Origin of the sequence: Streptomyces sp. NPDC085900, from assembly GCF_044540925.1 — a bacterium.
GTDB classification, from domain to species: domain Bacteria; phylum Actinomycetota; class Actinomycetes; order Streptomycetales; family Streptomycetaceae; genus Streptomyces; species Streptomyces gilvifuscus.
Genome location: NZ_JBITSP010000018.1, coordinates 59,181 through 81,440, shown reverse-complemented (window position 1 = coordinate 81,440; position 22,260 = coordinate 59,181). Strand labels below are relative to the sequence as shown.

21 protein-coding genes are annotated in these 22,260 nt (G+C 72.6%); 6 read left to right on the top strand and 15 right to left on the bottom strand.

The window, feature by feature from the left end; all coding sequences use genetic code 11:
• Position 1: 1 nt before the first annotated feature.
• From ACIGDI_RS40585 to ACIGDI_RS40550, 8 genes are all read right to left on the bottom strand, one after another.
• On the bottom strand, positions 2 to 406 hold the full coding sequence (locus tag ACIGDI_RS40585) for a BlaI/MecI/CopY family transcriptional regulator (protein ID WP_272177579.1): 405 nt from the start codon (positions 404 to 406) through the stop codon (positions 2 to 4).
• 146 nt (positions 407 to 552) lie between these two features.
• Positions 553 to 732, bottom strand: coding sequence for a hypothetical protein (locus ACIGDI_RS40580; RefSeq protein WP_399907507.1), 180 nt, complete (start codon positions 730 to 732; stop codon positions 553 to 555).
• A 72-nt stretch (positions 733 to 804) separates the two neighbouring features.
• Positions 805 to 1,491 carry a hypothetical protein gene (locus ACIGDI_RS40575; protein WP_399907561.1) on the bottom strand — a complete coding sequence of 229 codons (687 nt, stop codon included), beginning with the start codon at positions 1,489 to 1,491 and terminating at the stop codon, positions 805 to 807.
• A 200-nt stretch (positions 1,492 to 1,691) separates the two neighbouring features.
• The gene (locus ACIGDI_RS40570) at positions 1,692 to 2,489 is read right to left on the bottom strand and encodes a type III pantothenate kinase (protein ID WP_399907505.1); all 798 of its coding nucleotides are present in this window, start codon (positions 2,487 to 2,489) and stop codon (positions 1,692 to 1,694) included.
• Between the two features lie 9 nt (positions 2,490 to 2,498).
• Positions 2,499 to 3,482: a carboxylating nicotinate-nucleotide diphosphorylase gene (gene nadC, locus ACIGDI_RS40565; protein WP_399907503.1), complete on the bottom strand. Its 984-nt coding sequence runs from the start codon at positions 3,480 to 3,482 to the stop codon at positions 2,499 to 2,501.
• A 5-nt stretch (positions 3,483 to 3,487) separates the two neighbouring features.
• On the bottom strand, positions 3,488 to 5,221 hold the full coding sequence (locus ACIGDI_RS40560; RefSeq protein ID WP_399907501.1) for an L-aspartate oxidase: 1,734 nt from the start codon (positions 5,219 to 5,221) through the stop codon (positions 3,488 to 3,490).
• Positions 5,218 to 6,252 (bottom strand): pantoate--beta-alanine ligase, encoded by a 1,035-nt coding sequence (gene panC / locus ACIGDI_RS40555; protein WP_399907499.1) that lies wholly within the window; start codon positions 6,250 to 6,252, stop codon positions 5,218 to 5,220. Before panC ends, ACIGDI_RS40560 begins: the two co-directional genes overlap by 4 nt.
• A complete protein-coding gene (locus tag ACIGDI_RS40550; RefSeq protein WP_399907497.1) occupies positions 6,249 to 7,178 on the bottom strand; it encodes a Rossmann-like and DUF2520 domain-containing protein in 930 nt (309 codons plus the stop codon). The genes panC and ACIGDI_RS40550 overlap by 4 nt, the downstream gene beginning before the upstream one ends.
• Positions 7,179 to 7,364: 186 nt before the next feature.
• On the opposite strand from ACIGDI_RS40550, the gene ACIGDI_RS40545 reads away from it, so the two are divergent.
• Positions 7,365 to 8,705, top strand: coding sequence for a threonine aldolase family protein (locus ACIGDI_RS40545; RefSeq protein WP_399907495.1), 1,341 nt, complete (start codon positions 7,365 to 7,367; stop codon positions 8,703 to 8,705).
• Here the strand turns inward: ACIGDI_RS40545 and ACIGDI_RS40540 are convergent.
• A complete protein-coding gene (locus tag ACIGDI_RS40540) occupies positions 8,695 to 8,910 on the bottom strand; it encodes a hypothetical protein (protein WP_399907494.1) in 216 nt (71 codons plus the stop codon). The two genes, ACIGDI_RS40545 and ACIGDI_RS40540, sit on opposite strands and share 11 nt — an antisense overlap.
• Before the next feature lie 157 nt (positions 8,911 to 9,067).
• Here ACIGDI_RS40540 and ACIGDI_RS40535 point away from each other — a divergent pair, with 157 nt between their 5' ends.
• A complete protein-coding gene (locus ACIGDI_RS40535; RefSeq protein WP_399907492.1) occupies positions 9,068 to 10,168 on the top strand; it encodes a DUF5937 family protein in 1,101 nt (366 codons plus the stop codon).
• A 31-nt stretch (positions 10,169 to 10,199) separates the two neighbouring features.
• Here ACIGDI_RS40535 and ACIGDI_RS40530 read toward each other — a convergent pair whose 3' ends face one another.
• The 3 genes from ACIGDI_RS40530 to ACIGDI_RS40520 form a co-directional block, all read right to left on the bottom strand.
• Positions 10,200 to 10,832, bottom strand: coding sequence for an AAA family ATPase (locus ACIGDI_RS40530; protein WP_399907490.1), 633 nt, complete (start codon positions 10,830 to 10,832; stop codon positions 10,200 to 10,202).
• A 49-nt stretch (positions 10,833 to 10,881) separates the two neighbouring features.
• A complete protein-coding gene (locus ACIGDI_RS40525) occupies positions 10,882 to 11,553 on the bottom strand; it encodes a response regulator transcription factor (protein WP_200699812.1) in 672 nt (223 codons plus the stop codon).
• A gap of 75 nt (positions 11,554 to 11,628) precedes the next feature.
• The gene (locus tag ACIGDI_RS40520; RefSeq protein WP_399907488.1) at positions 11,629 to 12,831 is read right to left on the bottom strand and encodes a sensor histidine kinase; all 1,203 of its coding nucleotides are present in this window, start codon (positions 12,829 to 12,831) and stop codon (positions 11,629 to 11,631) included.
• Positions 12,832 to 12,949: 118 nt separating this feature from the next.
• Here ACIGDI_RS40520 and ACIGDI_RS40515 point away from each other — a divergent pair, with 118 nt between their 5' ends.
• Complete coding sequence (locus ACIGDI_RS40515) at positions 12,950 to 14,107, top strand: SAM-dependent methyltransferase (protein ID WP_399907486.1); 1,158 nt, start codon at positions 12,950 to 12,952, stop codon at positions 14,105 to 14,107.
• Positions 14,108 to 14,198: 91 nt separating this feature from the next.
• Here ACIGDI_RS40515 and ACIGDI_RS40510 read toward each other — a convergent pair whose 3' ends face one another.
• Positions 14,199 to 15,350, bottom strand: a complete 1,152-nt coding sequence (locus ACIGDI_RS40510; protein ID WP_399907484.1) for an NADH-quinone oxidoreductase subunit D — start codon at positions 15,348 to 15,350, stop codon at positions 14,199 to 14,201.
• Between the two features lie 31 nt (positions 15,351 to 15,381).
• On the opposite strand from ACIGDI_RS40510, the gene ACIGDI_RS40505 reads away from it, so the two are divergent.
• Positions 15,382 to 15,894 carry a PH domain-containing protein gene (locus ACIGDI_RS40505; RefSeq protein WP_399907482.1) on the top strand — a complete coding sequence of 171 codons (513 nt, stop codon included), beginning with the start codon at positions 15,382 to 15,384 and terminating at the stop codon, positions 15,892 to 15,894.
• Positions 15,891 to 17,225 carry a PH domain-containing protein gene (locus tag ACIGDI_RS40500; RefSeq protein WP_399907480.1) on the top strand — a complete coding sequence of 445 codons (1,335 nt, stop codon included), beginning with the start codon at positions 15,891 to 15,893 and terminating at the stop codon, positions 17,223 to 17,225. The genes ACIGDI_RS40505 and ACIGDI_RS40500 overlap by 4 nt, the downstream gene beginning before the upstream one ends.
• Positions 17,226 to 17,322: 97 nt before the next feature.
• Here the strand turns inward: ACIGDI_RS40500 and ACIGDI_RS40495 are convergent, their stop codons facing one another.
• A complete protein-coding gene (locus tag ACIGDI_RS40495; protein WP_399907478.1) occupies positions 17,323 to 18,798 on the bottom strand; it encodes a hypothetical protein in 1,476 nt (491 codons plus the stop codon).
• Positions 18,799 to 18,941: 143 nt separating this feature from the next.
• Positions 18,942 to 20,069, bottom strand: a complete 1,128-nt coding sequence (locus tag ACIGDI_RS40490; RefSeq protein ID WP_399907476.1) for an alpha/beta hydrolase — start codon at positions 20,067 to 20,069, stop codon at positions 18,942 to 18,944.
• Positions 20,070 to 20,293: 224 nt separating this feature from the next.
• On the opposite strand from ACIGDI_RS40490, the gene ACIGDI_RS40485 reads away from it, so the two are divergent.
• Positions 20,294 to 22,105, top strand: coding sequence for a phosphatidylglycerol lysyltransferase domain-containing protein (locus tag ACIGDI_RS40485; protein ID WP_399907474.1), 1,812 nt, complete (start codon positions 20,294 to 20,296; stop codon positions 22,103 to 22,105).
• Positions 22,106 to 22,260 lie beyond the last annotated feature (155 nt).

The following is a 22,260-nucleotide window of genomic DNA, read 5'->3' as shown; positions in this document are numbered from 1 at the left end:
GCTATCGCCCGTCGTCGTCGGGTGCGGAGCCGGGGTTCTCCTGTTCGGTCGTCTCTTCCGGTCCTTGGACGATCCGTACCGCGTCTCGCAGGGCCAGTCGCTGTTCCTCGCTCATCATCCCGAAGAACGCGACGAGAGCGGCCGCGGGGTTGTCACTCTGGGACCAGGCGTCGTTCATCAGCGCGGCCGCGTACGCAGCCCGTGTGGACACGGCCTCATATCGATAGGCCCGGCCTTCGGCTTCGCGGCGCACCCAGCCCTTCTGATGGAGATTGTCCAAAACGGTCATCACCGTGGTGTACGCGATGGACCGTTCCTGCTGAAGGTCTTCCAGGACTTCTCGAACGGTGACCGGGCGGTTCCACTTCCACACCCGCGTCATGACCGCGTCTTCGAGTTCTCCCAATGGGCGAGGCACAGCTCGCACAATAGTGGCAGAACTCGACATTCGCGTGCCGGACGTGCAGCTTTCCTGGCAAACGGCACAAAAAGGGCGTACGACTCGGATGCCGAGCCGTACGCCGGTGCCAGGCGCCAGGGAGCGGGGCCCCGTCAGCCGTCGGTCTTCGCGATCTCCTGCCGCACCGCCTCGGTGCGCGCGAGGGCGGCGTCGACGACCGCGTCCTCCTTGGCCTTGTTGGCCCCGCCCTGGGTCTTCACGATCACCCTGATCACGCCGATGAAGAACACGGCCATGACGACCGGGGGCACGAGCGCGGAGACGTAGTCCATGCCTCCAGAGTAGCCAGCGGGCGAAGGAGGGCCGGGGCGGGGGCGGGTGTCGGCCGGGCAGGCCCTGTCGTCTCAGCCCACGGCGAGCTGCGGGGGCGGGGTTGCCGAGGTGGGCGGCGGGGTCGGCCTGCGGCGGGGGAAGACCTCGCCGGGGGTGGGGATGGGGCGGCCCGGCTTGGGATCGGCCGGTGCGGGAGCGGGAGCGGGGGCGGGCTTGGCAGGCGCCGGCTTCTCCGCGGGTTTCTTCTCGGGCTTTCGCGCGGGGTCCGGGCCGGCTTCGCCGCAGGAATCCGTCCTCGCGCCCTCCAGAACGCCCGAGAGGCCCCCGGGGAGCGCCGTCAGGCGGGTACGGGAGGCGGGGACGGCCGCGGCTGCCGGACGGGCCGTGGCGCGCGCCAGGCGGGCGCGCACGTCCTGCTCCGCGAGCACCTGACAGCGCCCCAGCAGAGCGGCCGCGACCGAGTTGCCCCGCAGCGCCCTGAGCGCGGCCAGGTCGTCGGGGCCAGGCCGGTACCCGGTCCCCAGCGTCTCCTCCAGCAGTGCCAGATAGCCGACGGCGGTTCCGGGCAGGGCGGCGCGGTAGCGGGCGAGGTCGGCCACCAGGAAGGCCCGCAGCCGGGCGCCCTCGCGCATCGCCTCGTCGAGGGACTCGGCGAGGCGGAGGCAGTCCTGGACGTCCTCGGCCGAGGCAGGGCTGGGGTGGAGGGCGAGGGCGAGGGCGCGACGGAGCACACGCAGCTCCTCCACGCCGAACGCCATGCCGCCTCGGGATCCGTATGGCGTGGGCATGCGGCGACGATACGCGCTAATCAGACAAATTCGACATAAAGGTCCGGTGTGGCGTACGAGAGCCACCCGGTTGCCGTGCGGGGCCGCTCGCCCCCGACGGCGAGCACCGCGCTGGGCGCGCGGCACCCGCCGGACTCAGCCGTGCCCTCGCCCGGCCGCCCCGCCCGTCCTCACATCCGCGACACGTTCCGCTCGTACACCAGGCGCAGTCCGATCAACGTCAGCCACGGCTCGTGCTCGTCGATCACGGACGACTCCCCGAGCACCATCGGCGCCAGTCCACCCGTCGCGATCACCGTCACCTCGTCCGGGTCGTCCGCGAGCTCGCGCGCCATCCGGCCCACCACTCCGTCGACCTGACCGGCGAACCCGTAGATGATGCCGGACTGCATCGCCTCGACCGTGTTCTTGCCGATCACGCTGCGGGGCCGCGCCACCTCGATCTTGCGCAGCTGAGCGCCCCGGACGCCGAGCGCCTCGACGGAGATCTCGATACCGGGGGCGATGACCCCGCCGACGTACTCCCCGCGCGCGGAGACCGCGTCGAAGGTCGTCGCCGTACCGAAGTCGACGACGATCGCGGGACCGCCGTAGAGCTCGACGGCCGCGACGGCGTTGATGATCCGGTCGGCGCCGACCTCCTTGGGGTTGTCGGTGAGGATCGGCACACCGGTCTTGACGCCGGGCTCGACGAGCACGGCGGGCACGTCCCCGTAGTAGCGCCGGGTCACCTCTCGCAGTTCGTGCAGCACGGAGGGGACGGTCGCGCAGATGGCGATGCCGTCGATGCCGTCGCCCAGCTCGTCACCGAGCAGCGGGTGCATCCCCATCAGGCCCTGCAGCAGCACCGCCAGTTCGTCCGCCGTGCGGCGCGCCTCCGTGGAGATGCGCCAGTGCTCGACGATGTCCTCCCCGTCGAAGAGGCCCAGGACGGTGTGGGTGTTGCCCACGTCGATCGTCAGCAGCATGGCCCGTACCTACTCCGCCGCTCGCAGGTCGAGACCGATGTCCAGGATCGGGGAGGAGTGGGTGAGCGCTCCTACGGCGAGGTAGTCCACGCCGGTGGCCGCGTACGCGCGCGCGTTGTCCAGCGCGAGCCGTCCCGAGGCCTCCAGCGCGGCCCGCCCGTGCACGAGGGCGACGGCCTCCTCGCACTCGCCGGGCGTGAAGTTGTCCAGCAGGATCAGGTCGGCTCCCGCGTCGACCGCCTCGCGCAGCTGGTGCAGCGTGTCGACCTCGACCTCGATCGGCAGGTCCGGGAAGGCCTCCCGCACGGCCTTGAAGGCCTGCGCGACACCACCGGCGGCGACCACGTGGTTGTCCTTGACCAGGGCCGCGTCGGACAGCGACATCCGGTGGTTGACGCCACCGCCGCAGCGGACGGCGAACTTCTCCAGGGACCTGAGCCCCGGCGTCGTCTTGCGGGTGTCACGGACCCGGGCCTTGGTGCCCTCCAGCACGTCCGCCCACGCGCGCGTGGCGGTCGCGATGCCGGACAGGCGGCACAGGAGGTTGAGCGCGCTGCGCTCGGCGGTGAGGAGGTCACGCGTGCGCGTGGTGACCGACAGCAGCTTCTGCCCGGCCTCCACCCGCTCGCCGTCCTCCACGTGCCGCTCGACCTCGAACTCGTCCGTGCACACCACGGACAGCACCGCTTCGGCGACCCTGAGGCCGGCCACGACGCCCGCCTCGCGCGCGGTGAAGTCGCCGGTGGCCACGGCGTCCTCGGGGATCGTCGCGACGGTGGTCACGTCCACGCCGTGGTCGAGGTCCTCCTGGATGGCGACATTGGCGATGTCCTCGACCTCGACGGGGTCGAGACCGGCGTCGGCCAGGAGTTGGGCGAGCGCGGGGTCGAGCCCGCACTCCAGGTATTCCGCGTCCGCGTCGGCGCCCGCGCCACAGGCGCAGCCGTCACCGCAGCCGCCGTTGGACGCGAGGGGGAGGTCGGGGGTGCTCACTTCTGTCACTGCTCCTGAAGGCGCTGCCGGGGCTGCCGAGTCGGCCGGGTAGGGGGGAAGTCTGGGCTATCGGTGGTGTCTACGGCGAGTGTGCGGTCCGGATTCAGCCGTACGACGATGTGGCGGCGCCATGCCGCGTCGTCGCGCTCGGCGTGGTCCTCGCGCCAGTGGCAGCCCCGCGTCTCCTCGCGCAGGCGGGCCGCGGTGACCAGGACACGGGCGACGCACAGGAGGTTGGTGGCCTCCCAGGTGTCGACGCCCGGCTCGGAGGTCTTGCCGTTCTCGTCGAGGGCGTCGCGGGCGTCCGCGTGCAGCCGCTGGAGCTCGTCGGCGGCCTTCTGCAGGGACTGCGCCGAGCGCAGGACGCCCGCTCCGTCGGCCATGATCCGCTGGATCGCGAAGCGGTCCTCGGGGGCGAGGAGCGGGTGCGCGGGCCTGTCCGGGTGCTCGACCGGTTCGGGCACGCGCGCGTGGAGGCCGTCGGCCGCGTGCACCGCCGCGATGTCGGCCGCGATGCGCTCGGCGTAGACGAGGCCCTCCAGGAGGGAGTTGGACGCCAGCCGGTTGGCGCCGTGCACGCCGGTGCAGGCGACCTCGCCGCACGCGTACAGGCCCGGGACGGTGGTGCGGCCCTGGGAGTCCGTGCGGACGCCTCCGGAGGCGTAGTGGGCGGCCGGGGCGATCGGGATGGGCTCGGTGACCGGGTCGATGCCGTTGGCGCGGCAGGCGGCCAGGATCGTCGGGAAGCGCTGCTCCCACATGTCGGCGCCGAAGTGCCGGGCGTCGAGGAACATGTGCTCGGCGTCCTGCTCCTGCATGCGGCGCATGATGCCCTTGGCGACGATGTCCCGGGGCGCGAGCTCGGCGAGTTCGTGCTGTCCGACCATGAACCGCACACCGTCGGCGTCGACCAGGTGGGCGCCCTCGCCGCGTACCGCCTCGGAGACCAGCGGCTGCTGGCCCTCGGCGTCCGGGCCGAGGAACAGCACGGTCGGGTGGAACTGCACGAACTCCAGGTCGGAGACCTCCGCGCCGGCGCGCAGGGCGAGCGCCACGCCGTCACCGGTGGACACCGACGGGTTGGTGGTGGCGGAGAACACCTGTCCCATGCCGCCGGTCGCGAGGACGACCGCGGGGGCGTGCACGGCGCCCACGCCGTCGTGCTGACCCTCGCCCATGACGTGCAGGCTCACACCCGCCGTACGGCCGTCGGCGTCCGTCAGCAGGTCCAGCACGAGCGCGTTCTCGACGGTGCGCAGCCCGCGCGCGCGTACCGCCTCCACCAGCGCCCGGGAGATCTCCGCGCCGGTCGCGTCACCGCCCGCGTGCGCGATACGGCGGCGGTGGTGGCCGCCCTCGCGGGTGAGCTGCAGATCGCCCTCTTCGGACTCGTCGAAGTGCGCACCGGTGGCGATGAGGCGGCGCACGGCGTCGGGGCCCTCGGTGACGAGGATGCGCACGGCCTCCTCGTCGCACAGGCCGGCGCCGGCCACCAGGGTGTCTTCCAGGTGCTGTTCGGGGGTGTCGCCCTCGCCCAGGGCCGCGGCGACGCCGCCCTGCGCCCAGCGGGTGGAGCCGTCGTCGAGGCGGGCCTTGGTGACCACGACCGTGTTCAGACCGGCGGCCTCGCAGCGCAGCGCGGCGGTCAGGCCGGCGACTCCGGAGCCGACGACCACGACGTCGGCGGAGATGGCCCAGCCCGGTGCGGGCGCGTGCAGTCGTATGCCTGTGCTGGTCACGAGGCGGCTCCGAAGGTGAGAGGAAGGTTGTCGATCAGCCGGGTCGTCCCGACCCGGGCGGCGACGGCAAGCACGGCCTCGCCGGTGAAGTCGTCCCCGATCTCGGTGAAGTCGGCGGGGTCGACCAGGGCGAGGTAGTCCAGCTGGAGCGGCGGCGACAGGCGCGCGGCGTCGTCGAGGACCTGACGGGCCGCGGCGCGTACGGCGGAGGGGGCGCCGTGGAAGGTGCGGCGCGAGGCGTCCTCGCCGAGGGCGGTGGCGGGACGGGACTTGGCGACGGCGTGCGCGTCGGCGGCCGCCCGGGACTCCCCGAGGGCGCTGAGCGCTTCGGCCCGCGCGTGCGTGGCGGGTGCCGCCAGCGCCCGCGCGCGCAGCGCCTCCTGCGCCGCGTGCCGGTCGCGGCCGGCGAACAGCGCGCGGGAGAGGTTGAGCGCCGTGCGCCGTTCCGCGGGCGAGAGATAGCGGTTGCGGCTGGAGAGCGCGAGGCCGTCCTCCTCGCGCACCGTGGGGACGCCGACGATCTCGACGCCGAAGTTCAGGTCGCGCGCCATACGGCGGATCAGGGCGAGCTGCTGGGCGTCCTTCTGCCCGTACAGGGCGACGTCCGGGCGGGTGAGGTGCAGCAGCTTGGCGACGACGGTGAGCATGCCGTCGAAGTGGCCGGGGCGGGAGGCACCCTCCAGGCGCTCCCCCATCGGGCCGGCGCTGACGCGCACCTGGGGCTCGCCGCCCGGGTAGACCTCGTCCACGGAGGGCGCGAACACGACGTCCGCGCCGGACAGCCCGGCGAGCTTCACGTCGGCGTCCAGGGTGCGCGGATAGCGGTCCAGGTCCTCGCCCGCGCCGAACTGCAGCGGGTTGACGAAGACGGTGACGACGACCTGGCCGTCCGGCCCGGCGATCTCGCGCGCGGTGCGGATCAGGGTGGCGTGCCCCTCGTGCAGGGCGCCCATGGTCATCACGACGGCGCGACGGCCGGTACGCGTGCGTGCGTGCAGTTCTTCGGCGGTGCGCAGCAGGGTGGTGGTCATCGGGCGTCTCCCTCGGCGCCGTCGGTCCCGGTGGCGAGTACCCCGAGGAGGTCCTCGGCGAGCTCCGGCTTGAGCAGGCCGTGGGCGAGTGCCCGGTCGGCGGTCGCGCGGGCCATCGCCAGATAGCCGGCGACGGTCTGCGGGGCGTACCTGCGCAGCTCCGCGACATGGGCGGCGACCGTGCCGGCGTCCCCGCGCGCGACCGGGCCGGTCAGGGCCGCGTCACCGGAGCGCAGGGCGTTGTCGAGGGCGGCGCCGAGCAGCGGGCCGAGCATCCGGTCGGGGGCCGATACCCCTGCCTCCCGCAGCAGCTCCATGGACTGCGCGACCAGCGTGACCAGGTGGTTGGCCCCCAGGGCGAGCGCGGCGTGGTAGAGCGGGCGCATCTCCTCGGCGATCCACTCCGGTTCGCCGCCCATCTCGATGACGAGGGCCTCGGCGGCCAGCCGCAGCTCCTCCGGCGCCGTGACCCCGAAGGAGCATCCGGCGAGCCGCTGCACGTCCACGGGGGTGCCGGTGAACGTCATCGCCGGGTGCAGGGCCAGCGGCAGCGCGCCCGCGCGCAAGGCGGGGTCCAGCACCTTCGCGCCGTAGCGCCCGGAGGTGTGCACGAGCAGCTGCCCGGGCCGCACGGCCCCGGTCTCGGCGAGGCCCTCCACCAGGCCGGGCAGGGCGTCGTCCGGCACGGTCAGCAGGACCAGGTCGGCACGCTGCAGCACCTCGGCGGGCGGGACGAGGGGCACGTCGGGCAGCATCTCGGCGGCGCGCCTGCGGGAGACGTCGGAGACTCCGGAGACGGCGACCGGGCGGTGTCCGGCGAGCTGGAGGGACGCGGCGAGTGCGGGGCCCACACGACCGGCGCCGACGACGCCGACGGTGAGCCGCGCGGGGCGGTCCCTGGGGTCTGGCTGTTGGCTTGTACTCACGCGACGGCGGCCTTCCCGTTCCAGTCCGCTCCGGGTACCGGACGATTTCTCGTCATGTTAACGCGATCGGTTCGAGGGGCGTCCGGTTGTCCACAGGCTGTGGGTTATCGCACGTTGTTCGCCCGGCCCGAACGCCCGTGGAAATCCGGGTGCTCGCACGGAGCGGGGACGGGCATGATCCGGGCCATGAGCGATGCGGTGGAGCAGGACGGGCGGGCGGGGGAGCCGGAGTCCGAGGAGGAGCGGGTGCCCGGGAGGGAGCCCGTGTCCGAGGACAAGCGGGTGCACGAGGAGGAGTCGGTGCACGAGGAGGACTCCATTTCCGAGGAGGACCCGGTTTCCGAGGAGGAGCGGGCCAGGCGCCGGCGCGCACGGCGCATCAGCGCGCTGCGGGGCGCGCGGCGCGTGCTCGGGCGCCCCGGTCACCTCAACACGCTCCGGGAGCGCCTGGCGCTGCTGGACGGCGTGGGCGACGTCCACGACCTCGACCAGCCGTCGGACATCTACGGCGACGGCGTCGTCGAGGCACTGGAGACGAAGGTCGCCGGGCTGCTCGGCATGGAGGCCGCCGCGTTCTTCCCGACGGGCACGATGGCCCAGCAGGTGGCCCTGCGCTGCTGGGCGGGCCGCACCGGCGACCCGACGGTCGCCCTGCACGCCCTCGCCCACCCCGAGGTGCACGAACGCGACGCGTTCAGCCGGGTCAGCGGACTGCGCCCGGTGCGGGTGACGAGCGAGCCGCGGCTCCCCACCGCCGACGAGGTACGCGACTTCGACGAGCCCTTCGGAGCGCTGATGCTCGAACTGCCCCTCAGGGACGCCGGTTTCGTGCTGCCCTCCTGGGAGGAGCTCACCGCGGTCGTGGACGCCGCGCGCGAGCGCGACGCGGTGGTGCACTTCGACGGCGCGCGCCTGTGGGAGACCACCGCGCACTTCGGCCGCCCCCTGCATGAGATCGCGTCCCTGGCCGACAGCGTCTACGTGTCGTTCTACAAGTCCCTCGGCGGCTACGGCGGTGCCGCCCTCGCCGGCCCGAAGCCTCTGGTCGAGGAGGCGAAGGCCTGGCGGCACCGCTACGGCGGCCAGATCTTCCAGCAGTTCCCGACCGTGCTGTCGGCCCTCGCCGGACTGGAGCGCGAGCTGCCCCGGCTGCCCGAATACGTCGCCCACGCGCGCGTGGTGGCCGCCGCGATCCGCGAGGGGCTCGCGGCGGCCGGCGTTCCGTGGGCGCGCGTGCACCCTGGAACACCGCACACGCACGAGTTCCAGGTCTGGCTGCCGTACGACGTCGACGTGCTCTCGGAGGCGGCGATCCGGCAGGGCGAGGAGACGGGGACCGTTCTCTTCGCCAACGCCTGGGCCGAGAGGGGCCCAGGCGTCGCCGCCACCGAGGTGAGCGTCCGCGCCGAGGCCCTGGAGTGGACGGCCGACGATGTGCGGGCGGCGGTCGCGGAGTTCGTCTCCCGCCTCACCGAGGAGACCGGCGAGGCGGGCACGGCCGGTACGACCGGAGGCGTCAGCAGGTAGAGCGCTGCCGCCGATGCAGCCACCGGCCCAGGGCCAGCCGCATCGGCCCGTGGGCCGGGCGGCCGGCGACGACGGCGCGGAATTCGCGCTCGTCGCGCCACTCGCGCACGACCTGCCAGTCGTTCACGCCCGGCGCGGGCGGGGCGGGCTCGCCGGCCTGCCGGGCGCGGTAGGCGTCGAGGAAGTACTGCTGCGTGATGCTCATGGCCGATGGCCCTCTCGGGACGTGGAGACGGGAATTCGTGGGCTCCGCGGCTGCCCCGGAGTCCCAGGCTGCGCCGCGCCGGCCGGGAAGTCGTGCCGATTGACGGGCCCCGTCAATCGGGGTCGGCGTTGTCAGTGGCGGGGTGCACCATGAGGTCATGAGCGTGCGCATCGACATCGCGGGGCTGCGGCCGGAGAGGGTCGCCGTCGTCCCCTCACCCCTGGCCGAGCTCTGCATGGCGCTGCACGCGCTGTCCGAGCCGGGCCACCACCCCGGGCTGCAGGGCTGGGTGACCGGCGTGACCGCCCGGCTGGACTCGCACCTGGCCGACCGGTTGTGCGAGGCGGACTTCCTGTGGCGGACGACGTTCTCGGACCTCTTCCTGCCGTACGCGGGCATCCCGGGCGCCCTCCCCGGCGCGACCCTCGCCGAGGAACTGGACCTGCTGGACAAGCTGTCGGACGAGCAGTTCGTGGACGCGGCACTGGAGTTCTCCTGCGCCCTCCCCTACGGCGTGCCGGGCCCCGGGCCGCTCTCCGACGCGGATCTGCGCCGCCGCGCTCTGGAGCTGGCCGCCGCGCGCGGCCCGCAGCAACTGCGGTTCGGCGAACGGCTGCTGACCGACCCGCCCCGCATCCGGGCCTGGCTCAGGCAGTTCCTGCAGGACTGCGACGAGGCGTTCTTCGCGGAGACCTGGTCCCGGCTGCGCCACCAACTCACGGCCGACGCACGCCACAAGACGGATCTGCTGCGCCGCAGGGGTCTCACCGAGGCGCTGACCTCGGTCTCCCCGGCCGTGACCGTGGACGAGACGGCCGGCCTGATCACGATCGACAAACTGGGCAGCGGCCGTACGGCCACGGCGGGCCGCGATCTGCTCCTGGTGCCGACGAGCCTGGGCTGGCCGCACCTGATGGTCCTGCACCGGTACGGCTGGCAGCCGGTGCTCCACTACCCGGTCGGCTCCCCCGAACTCGCCGCCCCACCCTCCGTGGAGCAGCTCACCCTGCGGATGACCGCGCTGTCCCACCCCGTGCGGATGAGACTGTGCCGCAGCCTCGCCCGCAGCGCGTTCGCGACGAGCGAGCTGGCGCAGATACACGGCATGTCGGCCCCCGAGATATCCCGGCACCTTGGCGTCCTGAAGAAGGCGGGCCTGATCACCACCCGCCGCCGCGGACGGTACGTCCAGCACCAGCTGGACGTGACGGTGGTGGCCCGTCTGGGCAGCGACTTCCTGGAAGGCGTGCTCAGGTAGTCCAGAGGGCGGACGCTCCCCGCGCGACCCGTCAGTCGAACCGGATGTGCCGGACGCCCACCCGGGCCTGCCGCATCCTCGTGCGCAGGACGCCCTCGTTGTTGGGCCGCAGCGTCAGCCCCGCGAGCACGGCGATACGGTCCGCCGTCTTCGGGACGGTCGACTGGTCCGTCCACAGGTGCTCGGCGAACTGCGGTTCCTGCAGCCGCTCCAGACAGTGGTCGAGCTGCCGCACGGCCCAGGTCTCCCGCCCCAGACCTGCGTTCTTCCCGCCGAGGAACTGAAAGAGGTGCCCCAGGCCGCGCTCACGCAGCCGCTTGAGTACGGTCTCGCGCTGGGCCAGCAGCGTGAAGTGCCGTACGTCGTGGCCGAGTTCGCGCAATCGACCCACGGTCTCCTCGAAGTGACCGGAGTCCGTGACCGTCATGGGAGCGATGACGACACCCTCGTGCTGGGTGAGGGCGAGGTCCAGTACCTCCACCACACCCTGCCGCCAGGCCTTCAAGTCCTGGAAATCGCCGCGCAGTTCGGGCGGGAGCATCCGGCGCAGACCGAAACCGGCGTGCTCGGGGTCGCAGATGACGCTGCCCCGCAGGCGCCGCTGGATCTCATGCGCGGTCTGGGTCTTGCCGCCCCCGAAAGGGCCGTTGATCCACAGGAGCATGCGCAGACCCTAGTGGCCGCCGGTCACGCGAGGATCACGCTCCCGTGGATCACCCGTGCCCACCCGCGCGCACCAGCCCCGTCTCGTACGCCAGCACCACCACCTGGACCCGGTCCCTGAGCCCCAACTTGGTCAGTATGCGGCCGACATGGGTCTTCACCGTCGCCTCCGACAGCACGAGCCGGGCCGCGATCTCACCGTTCGACAGCCCCTGCGCGACCAGCACCATCACCTCGCGCTCGCGGTCGGTGAGCCGCTCCAGCTCCTTGTGCTGGGGCTCCTTGCCGGCGCTCGGCAGCATCGGCGCGAACCGGTCGAGCAGCCGGCGCGTGGTCGACGGCGCCACCACCGCGTCGCCGCTGTGCACGGCACGGATGGCGTGCAGGAGCTCAGCGGGCGGCACGTCCTTGAGCATGAACCCGGAGGCGCCCGCCTTCAGCCCGGAGAAGGCGTACTCGTCGAGGTCGAAGGTCGTCAGGATCAGCACCTTCGGCGGGTTCTCCTCCTGGCAGATACGGCGGGTGGTCTCCACACCGTCGAGCTTGGGCATCCGGACGTCCATCAGGACGACGTCCACGGCCGTCGAACGCAGCACCTGAAGCGCCTCGACACCGTCCCCCGCCTCCGCGACGACCTCCATGTCCGGCTGCGCGGCGAGCACCATCCGGAACCCGGTGCGCAGCAGCACCTGGTCGTCCACGAGCATCACGCGGATCGTCATCGGGGCCTCTTCCGTTCGCTTCGGCTGGGTCGTTCCATGGGCGTTACAGGTGTCAACGGGGTGCGTATGCGCATGTCAGTGCGCGGACTTCAGCGGCAGCAGGGCACTGATGCGGAATCCGCCGCCCGGGCGCGGGCCCGCGTCCAGGGTGCCGCCGACCATACCGACCCGCTCGCGCATCCCGATCAGGCCGTGCCCCTGTCCGTCGGCGCCGCCCTCCTCGTACAGCTCGTGCGGGGCGCCCTTGCCGTCGTCCTCCACGAGGAGTCCCAGGCCGTCGTCGAAGTACACCAGCCGCACGCTCGCGCCCGCGTTGGGCCCGCCGTGTTTGCGGGTGTTGGTCAGCGCCTCCTGGACGATGCGGTACGCCGTCAGCTCCACGCCGCTGGGCAGCGGGCGCGGGGTGCCCTCCACCTTGAAGTCCACGGGCAGGCCGGAGGTGCGGCACTGCTCGATCAGCTCGTCGATCTGCTCGACGTCGGGCTGCGGGACGTACTCACCGACCTCCTTGTGCTCGCCGGTGCGCAGCACGCCCAGCAGGCGGCGCATCTCGGCGAGCGCCTGGCGACCGGTGGTGGAGATGGTCTCCAGGGCCTTCTTCGCCTGGTCGGGGGCGGTGTCGAGGACGTAGGCGGCGCCGTCGGCCTGCACCACCATCACCGACACGTTGTGCGCGACCACGTCGTGCAGCTCGCGCGCGATCCGGGCGCGTTCGGCCGCCACCGCGACCTTGGCCTGCGCCTCGCGCTCCTTCTCCAGCCGGGCGTTGCGCTCCTCCAGCTGCGCGAAGTAGGCGCGCCGGGTGCGGATCGAGTCGCCGAGCACCCAAGCGAGCGCGAACGGCACCGTCTGGAAGACCACCACCGCGACATGGCCCAGGGTGCTCGAGTGCTCCACCGGCCAGCGGATCTCCGCCGCCGTCGCGGCGGACAGGCCCACGGCCAACCCGATCCGGGAGGCCCAGCGGGCACCCATCACGGCCACCGTGTAGACGATCACCAGCATTGCGAAGTCGGCGACCATCGTCGCGACGTTCAGCGCGAGCTGCGCGACGCCGAGGCCGATGGTCAGCAGCAGCATCTTCTCCGGCATGCGCCGCCGCAGGGCGATCACCAGGCACAGGAGCAGCGAGATCGGAACGATCAGGGCCGGCGACAGCGTCCCCCGGGTGTCCCCATGGCCGGCCTCGCTGACCAGCGAGATCCCGAACACGAAGACGGCCCAGAAGGTGTCGACCCCGGTCGGGTGTCTGCGGAGGAAGTCATAGAGGCGCTGCACGTAACCCAGCGTAGGGAAGCGAGATGCGTGCAGGGGTCAACCGGAGGGCCGATCCGCGTCGGGCGCGCGTACTCCGCAAGGTGGAGGCTCCGTTCGCCTGTGCGCTTAGCCTGGGCCGGTGACGGAAGAGGCGGCGGGCGAGTGGCACGGCTGGCGGGCGGCGACGGAGGCGGCCCTGTACGGGCCGGAGGGCTTCTACCGCCGGCCCGAGGGACCGGCCGGGCACTTCCGTACGTCCGTCCACGCCTCGCCGCTGTTCGCCGGGGCCGTGGCGAGGCTGCTGTGCCGGGTCGACGAGGCTCTGGACCGGCCCGCCCGCCTGGACTTCGTCGACATGGCGGCGGGGCGCGGGGAACTGGCCGCCGGCGTCCTGGCCGCCCTGCCCGCCGACGTGGCCGCACGCACGCGCGTGTACGCCGTCGAAGTCGCCGACCGCCCCGCCGGCCTGGACGAACGCGTGCAGTGGCTCCCCGAGCCGCCGCACGGCGTCACCGGACTGCTGTTCGCCAACGAGTGGCTCGACAACGTGCCGCTCGACGTCGCCGAGGTGGACGCCGACGGCGTGCCGCGCCGGGTCCTCGTACGCCGGGACGGGACCGAACGCCTCGGAGAGCGAGTCGACGGGGCCGAGGCGGAGTGGCTGGCCCTGTGGTGGCCGCTGAGTGGTGGGGCGGGGACGCCCGGGGGCGGCAAGGCCGGGTCCTCGGGCGGCGAGGAAGGGCTGAGGGCCGAGATCGGGCTTCCACGGGACGAGGCCTGGGCCGGGGCGGTCGCCGCGGTCGACCGGGGGCTCGCGGTCGCCGTGGACTACGCACACACCGCGGGCGCGCGCCCCCTGTTCGGGACGCTCACCGGGTTTCGCGCGGGGCGCGAGACGGCGCCCGTGCCGGACGGGTCGTGCGACATCACGGCGCACGTCGCGCTGGACGCGTGCGCGGCTCGCGGAGAGGCGACGGTGGGGGCGCGCACGGCGCGCGAAACCGGGGGCGGAGCGGCGCACACGGCGCGCGATATGGAAAACCGAGAGGCGCGCACGGCGCACTCAGCGGCGCATACCGTCCCCCGCGCGCTCCTCCTGCGCCAGCGCGACGCCCTGCGCGCCCTCGGCATCACCGGCGCACGCCCCCCGCTCACACTGGCGTCCACGCAACCCGCGGCCTACGTACGCGCCCTCGCGAGCGCCGGCGAGGCAGCCGAACTCACCGCTCCCGGCGGCCTCGGCGACTTCGGCTGGCTGCTGCAGCCGGTGGGCATCCCGGCCGCGCCGATCGACTGACCGACCGACCGCCGCACCCACCGGCCCGGCCCGGCGACCGGCCCGCCCCCACGAGCAGCCCGGCCCCGAGACCACCCCGGCCCCGCGACCGCTACTTGTCGATGTCCCCGACCACGAAGAACAGCGACCCCAGGATCGCCACCATGTCCGCGACCAGCGTCCCCGGCAGCAGCTCCACGAGGGCCTGGATGTTGTTGTACGACGCGGAGCGGAGCTTCAGCCGGTACGGGGTCTTCTCGCCCTTGCTGACGAGGTAGTAGCCGTTGATGCCGAGGGGGTTCTCGGTCCAGGCGTAGGTGTGGCCCTCGGGCGCCTTGAGGACCTTCGGGAGCCGTTGGTTGATCGGCCCGGGCGGGAGCTCGGCGAGCCGGTCGAGGCAGGCGTCGGCGAGGTCGAGGGAGTTGTGGGTCTGCTCCAGGAGCACCTCGAAGCGGGCGAGGCAGTCGCCCTCCTGCCGGGTGACGACCCTGAGGGTGTCCTGCAGCTCGCCGTAGGCGAGGTACGGCTCGTCGCGGCGCAGGTCGAAGTCCACGCCCGAGGCGCGCGCGATCGGCCCGCTCACGCCGTAGGCGTGCACCGCTTCGGGGGCGAGCGGCCCCACGCCGCGCGTGCGCCCACGGAAGATCTCGTTGCCGAGCACCAGGTCGTCGAAGCGGTCCATGCGCGAGCGCACGTCGGCGACGGCGGCACGCGCGCGTGCGGCCCAGCCCGCCGGCAGGTCCTCCTTCAGGCCGCCGACGCGGTTGAACATGTAGTGCATCCGGCCGCCGGAGACCTCCTCCATGACGTTCTGGAGGACCTCGCGCTCCCGGAACGCGTAGAAGACCGGTGTGATGCCGCCGAGCTCCAGCGGATAGGAGCCGAGGAACATCAGGTGGTTGAGCACCCGGTTCAGCTCCGCGAGCAGGGTGCGCGTCCACACCGCGCGCGTGGGCACCTCCATGCCGAGCATGCGCTCGACGGCGAGGACGACACCCAGCTCGTTCGAGAAGGCCGACAGCCAGTCGTGGCGGTTGGCGAGCATGATGATCTGGCGGTAGTCGCGCGCCTCGAAGAGCTTCTCCGCACCGCGGTGCATGTAGCCGATCACCGGCTCCGCGTGCGTGATCCGCTCGCCGTCCAGCACCAGCCGCAGACGCAGCACGCCGTGCGTGGACGGGTGCTGCGGTCCGATGTTGAGCACCATGTCGGTGCTCTCCGCGGCGCCGCCGATTCCGACCATGGTCTCCGTCGTGGGAGTCATGGACACAGTCTCTCCTACGTACGCTGGCCGTATGGAAACGGGGAGCCCGCGGGACGCGGGCACGCGGGGGGACGGGACGACGGAGCCGGTGTGGCGCGGACTGCCGCCCGGCCTGCTGCGGATGCGGCGCCTGCTGCTGGTGGTGTGGCTGGGGCTGATCGCCCTCGTCCTGGGGGTGCTGCTGAACCTGTTCGCCGGGCCGGCCTGGGCGGCCTTCGCCCTGCTGCCGCTCGCGCTGATGGCCTGGGGCTGGGTGCTCCTCGGCCGCAACTGGCGCTCCTGGCGGTACGCCGAACGCGCCGACGACCTGCTGATCAGCCGGGGCGTGCTGTGGCGCGAGGAGACCGTCGTGCCGTACGGGCGCATGCAGCTGGTGGAGGTGACCTCCGGGCCGGTCGAGCGGCACTTCGGGCTGGCCAGCGTGCAACTGCACACGGCGGCCGCGGCGACCGACGCGACCATCCCGGGGCTCGAACCGGCGGAGGCGGAACGTCTGCGCGACCGGCTCACCGAGCTCGGCGAGGCACGATCGGCGGGCCTGTGACCACGCAGGACGTCGACGACGCCGTACGGGAGAAGAAGCCGGTCGCCGAGCGGCGGCTGCATCCCGTGACGCCCCTCAGGCGGGCCTGGGCACCGGTCGCGGTGGTCATCGGGTGGGCCCTGCACGACCCCGACCAGGCGCAGCGCCAACTGACCAGGCTGACGACCATGACCCTGCTGATCGCGCTCGCCGTCCTGGTGCCGACCGCCGCCCTGTACGGCTTCCTCAGCTGGTGGTTCACGCACTTCGCCGTGACGGAGAGCGAACTGCGCATCAGGACGGGGCTGTTGTTCCGGCGCACCGCGCACATCCGGCTCGAGCGCGTCCAGGCCATCGACGTCACCCAGCCGCTCCTCGCGCGCGTGGCGGGCGTCGCGAAGCTGAAACTCGACGTCATAGGGGCCGACAAGAAGGACGAACTCGCCTTTCTCGGGGAGGGTGAGGCGCGTGCGCTCCGCGCGGAACTCCTGGCGCGCGCCGCCGGTTTCGCGCCAGAGACGGCGCATGAGGTCGGAGAAGCGCCGGCGCGCGAGCTGCTGCGCACTCCCCCGTTCCAGCTCGCGATCTCCCTCCTGCTGACGGGCTCCACCTGGGGCGCCCTGGCCGCCGCCCTCGTCGTACCGCCCGTGCTGTGGCTGGCCACCCACAGCGTGTGGACGGTCCTCGCGACCGGCGTGCCCTTGCTCGGCGCGGCCGCCACGAGCAGCGTGGGGCGCTTCGTCGGCGAGTACGACTGGACGGTGGGCGAGTCGCCGGACGGGCTGCGCATCGACCACGGACTGCTGGACCGGACGCACGAGACGGTGCCGCCCGGGCGGGTGCAGGCCGTGCGGATCGTGGAGCCGCTGCTGTGGCGGCGGCGCCGCTGGGTCCGGGTGGAGCTGGACGTGGCCGGGTCGTCCAACTCGGTGCTCGTGCCGGTCGCTCCGCGCGAGCTCGCCGAGGACGTCGTCGCGCGCGTGCTGCCCGGGGTGAGCGTGCCCGCGGCCGCGGCGCTGTCGCGGCCGCCGCGCCGGGCCTGGCGGTGCGTGCCGGTGTGGTGGCGCGGTCACGGACTGGCCGTCACCGAGGCGGTGTTCGCCTCTCGGCACGGCCTGCTGCGACGGCGCCTGACGCTCGTACCGCATGCGAAGGTGCAGAGCGTGCGGCTGACGCAAGGGCCCTGGAAGCGGCTGTGGCGGCTCGCGGACGTGCACGTGGACACCGGGGCCAACAAGTCCGTCACGGCCCGGCTGAGGGACGCCCAGGAAGCGGCGGAGCTGCTGCGGGCGCAGGCGGAGCGGTCACGGACGGGACGGCGTGACGCCCTGCCGGACCGGTGGATGGCCTGACCGGCGCCGGACCGGTGGATGGCCTGATCGGCGCCCGGGTGGTCTGATCCCAGCCCGGGCCGCTGCCGCGCCGAGTCTCCGCCGCGAGGCCGAGCGTCTAGGAAACCGCGCTCCGTACGCTCCGCAGCCCCTGCAGGTCGATCTGTTCCGTCTCGTCGTGTGCCGTCAGGTCGATCACCTGGCCGACACCGCGCGACTCCTCGTCGGCGGGCTTGAAGTCCGCCTCGGCCTCGGCCTTGTGGAGAGCGAGGGCCTCCTGGCCGACCACGTCGGCGAGGTCCTCGTTCTGCACGGACTCCAGGTCGCCGGACGACGACTCCTTCTTGGTGCCGAAGAAGTCGAACCCGCCCTCGACCGAGGGGCGCCGCACGGGCGCGGCCGGCACGACGGCCACCGCGGTCGGCTCGACGAAGTGCCCGGAGGGCTGCTGGGCGGAGGGCGCGGGCGTCCGGGCCGGAGTGGTGGCGGCCGCGCGCTCATGCTCGTCGACCGCCTCGGGCTGCCCCTGCGCCTCGTCCTCCTGCGCCGCGGCCTCCGTGTCGTCCTCGGCGGCCCCGGTCACCGTGGCGACCGGCTCGGCGGCGCCCTTCGCGGCGGCCTCGGCCGCGTGGGCCTCGGTGCCGGCCTTGGCCCGCACCGGCCCGCCCTTCGCGGCCTTGGTCGTCCCCGGACCGACACCCTTCCCGGGACCGTCACCCTTCCCGGGGCCGTCCCCCTGCGGGGAACCGTCGTCCTCAGGTCCGGTGCCGTCCTCGGCACCGCCCTCACCGCTCACACCGGCGTCACCCTCAGGAGAACCGTCACCGTCCCCCGCGAAGCCCTCGTCCTCCTCGAAGCCCTCTTCGAAGTCGTCCCCGAAGTCGTCCTCGGAGTCCTCGTCGAACTTCTCCAGCGCCGCCTTCGCCCGAAGGAACAACTGCGACCCCTCGGGCGAGAAGACGGCGGAAGTCTCCACCTTGCCGTCAGCCTTCTTGCCGTCCGCCTTGCCGTCAGCCTTGTCTTCCGCGTCGGCCGCGGCCTCGCCGTCGGCCGCAGAGGCAGCCACAGCCTCGGCGTCCTTCGGGGACTTCGCCCCCTGCGCCGGCACCGGCGGCAACGCGCGCGTGGGGGTGGGCTCCCCGGCCTCTATCTCGAGCAGCCGGCGGCCCTCCAGGGCGCTCGCGCGCTCGGTCTCCGCCGTGGCGTACCGCCGCAGCAGGGCCGCGTGTTCGTTGCGCAGGCCCGCCAGTTCCGCCCGTTTGGCGCGCAGCCGCTGCTCCAGCTTGGTGCGCAGCTCGCGCGACTCGTCGAGGTCGGCCTCCAGCTCCGCGACCCGCTCCTCGTGCCGCCACTCGTCGCTCGCACGCGCGCGCGTGAGGTCGGCGACCTGTTTGCCGGCCTGCGCGTCCCAGCGGCGCATGACGGCCGCGCCGACGACCGCCGTGGCGGCGGCGAACGCGGCGACGACACGGAGCGCGGCCGGCGAGGAGAAGACCCAGGGACCGAAGGCGCAGACAAGGGAGACGCCTGCTATCGCCGACGGAGGCAACAGCCTGTGCAGAGGCGGGGAATGGCGGTGACGTCCACGTGGCATGGCCAGAAACTTACCGCGCGTAGGCGACCCATGGCGCCCCGCCCCGCAAAAACACAGCCATAACGAAACGTTCACAGGGCATCAGGAAATGGCTCCCGTCAATTCGGCAAGATCATCGTCTGCCGAACCCGGCGAATCCCCTGTCACCGGTCGCTCAGCCGTCCACTGATCCACTGCAGTGTCGCGGGAATCTCGCGCCGCCAGGTGTTGAAGTTGTGACCTCCGCTGTCGAGGATGATCGACGAGATCCGCGTCAAGCGGGTGGCCTGCACACGCTCTATGAACTTCAGGGTGTCCTTGTAGTTGGATTCCCCGATCCGGCTGCTGGTGACGAGCAGTGAAGTGTCGGGCGCGGGCAGGTGCTTGAGGCACCACCACAGATCCGCCCGGTCGCGCAGATTCCTCTCACCCCGGAAGAGATCACCCGTGGTCGGGTCCAGGGGCGCCTTGTAGTACGGCGACAGCCCCGCTCCGGCCGCGTAGGAGCCGGGATGGTGCATGGCGAGTTTCAGCGCGCAGTAGCCGCCCGTGGAGTCGCCGATGATCCCCCAGCCACCGGGTTTTCTGCCCACCCTGTAGTGCGCGATTACGGCATCCGGCAGATCCTTGGCGAAAAACGTCTCCGTCTGCGGGCCGCCCGGGATGTCGACGCACTCGGTGTCCCGCGGCGGCGCGACCGTCGGCCGCATCATCACCAGGATCATCGGCTGCATACGGCCGTTCTTCGCGAGCGTCTCCGCGGTGCTCGGATAGCGCAGTTTGTCCACGAGCGCCCGCGCCGTACCCGGATATCCGGTGAGAACGACGGTCGCGGGAAACGTACGGGTCCGGTACCGCGGCTGGAAGTACTCCGGCGGCAGATACACGTACGCGGGCGTGGCGATGTGGGTGCGGCGGCCGACGATGTCGACCTTCTGGATCTGCCCGCCGGACTGCGGCGGGGCTCCGCCGGCCCCACGCACGTGTGCCGTGTCGATCACCTGCAGCGGGCCGCCCGAACCGCCGAGCGCCGTGTGGTTGACCACCACGCCCTGGTCCTTCTCCTGACCGAACAGGTCCGCCCAGCTGGCGTAGAAACCGAAGGCCTGGTTGGCGGCGAGACCCAGGGAGGCGAAGAGGGCCAACTGGGTGCCCAGCAGCAGGCACACGCGCCCGCTGACGGCCCGCCAGTGCCGCCGCGCCAGACGCGGCCACAGCCACACCGTGCCGACGAACAGCAGCACGGCGAACGCGATCGCCAGCCACAGCACCTTGTTGCTCGTAAGACCCATGACCTGCTTCCTGCCTGCGGTTCTCAACCGGCTCCCCCGCGCCTTCGCAAGGGCTTGTCCGGGACTTTCCATGGCCTTTGGACCGGCTTTGAGGAGACGCTGGAACCTGGCTCCCCGAGACACCGTCCTAGAGGGCGCAATGTCGCCGGATGCCCCGATCGGCACCGGATTCAAGGTCTCTCGCAGAACTACGGGATGCGATGTCTGTCAGGACAGATGAGGAAATGTCGGGCGGGGTTCCCTCTCGATCACGCAACGCTCGGCGCGTACTGCGAGGTCCGCGCCCCGAGGCCGTCCCCGTCCTCGTCGCCAGAGCCTGTGCGCTCGTGGGCGTCCTGGACATCGCCGCGGGCGTCTTCCCGCGCTTCCGGCACAGCCGTATGCACACCATCGCCGAGGTGCTGCCGGGAGCGTTCGGGCCGTTCGCGGCCGCGCTCTCGCTCTGCGCCGGCGTGCTGTTGCTGCTGCTCGCGCACGGGCTGAAGCGGGGCAAGCGGCGGGCGTGGCGGGCCGCGGTGGCGCTGCTGCCGGCAGGTGCCGTCGCGCAGTTCACGTACCGCCACTCCCTGATCGGAGTGGTCATCTCGCTGGCGCTGCTCGCTCCGCTGCTGCGCCACCGCGACCAGTTCAACGCGCTGCCCGACCCGCGCAGCCGGTGGCGCGCGCTCGCCAACTTCGTCCTCATGGGCGCCGGATCCCTCGTTCTCGGGTTGATCATCGTCAGCGTCCACCCGAATCGCATGGTCGGCGACCCGAGCCTGGCCGATCGCATTACGCACGTCCTCTACGGCCTGTTCGGCTTCGAGGGCCCGGTCGACTACCAGGGCAACACCTCCTGGACCGTCGGGTTCTCCCTGGGCGCCCTGGGGCTGCTCACCGCGGTGACGACGATCTACCTGGCGTTCCGCCCCGAGCACCCGGCGGCACGCCTGACCCCGGAGGACGAGGCGCGTCTGCGCTGCCTGCTGGAGAAGCACGGCCGGCGCGACTCCCTCGGCCACTTCGCCCTGCGGCGCGACAAGGCCGTCGTCTTCTCGCCCAGCGGCAAGGCGGCGGTGACGTACCGCGTCGTCTCCGGTGTGATGCTCGCCAGTGGCGACCCCATCGGTGACGTGGAGGCCTGGCCGGGCGCCATCGAGCGCTTCATGGACGAGGCCAAGGCCCACTCCTGGACGCCCGCCGTGATGGGCTGTTCGGAGACGGGCGGTGAGGTGTGGACCCGCGAGACCGGCCTCGACGCCCTGGAACTGGGCGACGAGGCGGTGGTGGACGTCGCGGATTTCTCTCTCGCCGGCCGCGCGATGCGCAACGTGCGCCAGATGGTCAAGCGCATCGAGCGCGCCGGTTACGAAACCCGGGTACGACGTGTACGTGACCTCGGCGACACCGAGCTGGCGCGGATCCGGCAGGCCGCCGAGGACTGGCGCGGCACCGACACCGAGCGCGGCTTCTCCATGGCCCTGGGCCGGATCGGCGACGCCGCCGACGGCGACTGCCTGATCGCCACCGCCCACAAGGCGGACGACCAGCCGGGCGAGTACGGCGATTTGAAGGCGATCCTGCACTTCGTCCCCTGGGGCGATGACGGTGTCTCCCTGGACCTGATGCGCCGTGACCGCTCGGCGGACCCCGGCATGAACGAACTCCTCATCGTCGCCGCCCTCCAGGCGGCCCCGAAGTTCGGCATCACGCGCGTGTCGCTCAACTTCGCGATGTTCCGCTCGGCACTCGCGCGGGGCGAGAAGATCGGCGCGGGCCCGGTGCTGCGCGCCTGGCGCGGGCTGCTGGTCTTCCTCTCGCGCTGGTTCCAGATCGAGTCGCTGTACAAGTTCAACGCGAAGTTCCAGCCCCGCTGGGAGCCCCGCTTCGTCGTCTACCGCGCCTCGGCGGACCTGCCCCGCATCGGCTTCGCCGCCATGCAGGCGGAGGGCTTCGTCAACCTCGCCCTGCCGCTGCCGCGCTTCCTGCGCCGTCGCAGGTCCGCGCCGCGCGTGTGCGCCCACTCCGTCGCGGAGCGCGACGTACGCGCCGCGTGAGGGACCCCGAGCGCGTGGCGTGACCGACGGCCGGACGGGACGACCGGACGGCCGTACGCCCCGAAGGACAGGCCCGGACGGAAGCCCCGCCCCTCCAGCCCGAGGGGCTTCCGTCCGGGCCGTCGCGTTCCACGGCGGACCGTGGCGTCTTACGG